Annotated in this window: 3 protein-coding genes; 1 reads left to right on the plus strand and 2 read right to left on the minus strand. The window is 50.5% G+C overall.

All coding sequences use genetic code 11. The annotated features are described in order from the left end of the window. Window positions 1–93: 93 nt before the first annotated feature. Entirely contained in the window at window positions 94–252 is a 159-nt protein-coding gene (locus tag ASF61_RS24625; RefSeq protein ID WP_082491638.1) for a type II toxin-antitoxin system RelE/ParE family toxin, read from the minus strand. Further along, window positions 252–512, minus strand: coding sequence for a type II toxin-antitoxin system ParD family antitoxin (locus ASF61_RS13395; RefSeq protein WP_056156638.1), 261 nt, complete (start codon window positions 510–512; stop codon window positions 252–254). The genes ASF61_RS24625 and ASF61_RS13395 overlap by 1 nt, the downstream gene beginning before the upstream one ends. A 379-nt stretch (window positions 513–891) precedes the next feature. Here ASF61_RS13395 and ASF61_RS22850 point away from each other — a divergent pair, with 379 nt between their 5' ends. Then, the gene (locus ASF61_RS22850) at window positions 892–1,353 is read left to right on the plus strand and encodes a helix-turn-helix domain-containing protein (RefSeq protein WP_156369595.1); all 462 of its coding nucleotides are present in this window, start codon (window positions 892–894) and stop codon (window positions 1,351–1,353) included. Window positions 1,354–1,462: the final 109 nt, after the last annotated feature.

Here is a 1,462-nt window from a genome sequence, read left to right on the forward strand (position 1 = left end):
GGCCACACATGGCACTTGGCGGCATCACGCCGATTCAGAAATTGGCCCTCGCCGCATAGCCTCTACTTCTGGTGCGCATCATTAATGGGGGGATTACCCGCCCAACAATGGCTGCGACGCCAGCATCGCAAAACTGGCCTCCGCGCGGGCAAGGAAGCGATCCGCAACCCCCACTCCAGCACTCTCAGCCAAATAAACGAAGTGTTCAATCAGGTCGCTGCGAGCTGCTGCGCGTGTTTTCACTATCGGCATTAGCTCGCCTTATTTCTCTCCTCCACCTTGGCCAACGCTTCTTTGCGAATCGCTTTCCAGTCAGCCGTCGTCAAGATGGATTCATCGCTGCCCATGCCTTCGAGTAGGAGGTTTTCGAGGTGTTCCTGTGCCTTCAGCTTCTCGTCTGCACGTATCAGTTCCCCTACGTACTCGCTGACGCTGCTGTACTGGCCTTTTGCGATTTGTCCGTCGACGAATTGTTTCAGTGTATCAGGTAACGAAATATTCATGCTTTGCATGGCGTGCCTCCTGTGCGCCAACGATACTTCTGATGGCAAGAAATGGCAAGAAATGTCTGGATAAAGAAGAGTGTTTTTGGTGGCTTGCGAGTATCTAGGAGCTCGTGGCAATTCACCGATGAAAAACTTAACGCAGTGTCCGGATGGGTTGACCACTGCAGTCCATGTTCTTGAACGTCGCCGTGAATTTGTTGGCGAAGTTCTCTGCGGCGGCTTCAGCTAAGCGCTGATACTTCAGCCGGATGCTGTTGTACCTGACTCGAATTGGCGGGACCGTGATCGATACAGTGTTTAGCATCAGTGTTGCCATTGGTAAGTTTCTCCTTAGACTGGTTGGGCCGGCGGGCTACCGACTCCGGTTGAGTAGTATTGTTAGGCATTGCAATTATCGTTTCACATCAACTATATTGTCATATTACATCATTTTATATCTGAACTTGTCATAGGACTATGGGGCTTTTTAGGAAGAAAGCCTATGCCGCGACAGTCAAGAAGCGAGAAGGGAGACGAACTTGGGAAGCGCGTTGGCCGAAATATCAAGATCGCTCGCGCTCGACATGGAATTACGCAGGGGCAACTGGCTGAGGCGCTCGGAATCGAGAATGTCACCGTGTCCCGGATTGAGACCGGCGCGCAGCTACCATCTCTTGATCGACTTGATGATTTGGCTAGATACCTAAAGGTCTCACTTTCGTCGCTAGTTGGCGATAGTACGAATACTGAAGCTTTTGGCGAATTACTTGGCGAGGTTATAAAGGATTTACCTCTTCGTGAAAAAGAGTTTGTTTATGGGTTTGCGGTGCAATATGCCCAGCATTGGCGCGCAGGGAAGAGAAAATAATTTCGTGAAAATTGAATCGCCACAAGTTTTCTAGACACTCGCAAGCCGCTGGAAATACTGCTTTTCATATTCGACTGGCGACAAGTCATTGCTGAAGCTGTGCCGGCGC

The sequence above is a fragment of the Duganella sp. Leaf126 genome (genome assembly GCF_001423125.1).
GTDB lineage: Bacteria > Pseudomonadota > Gammaproteobacteria > Burkholderiales > Burkholderiaceae_D > Rugamonas.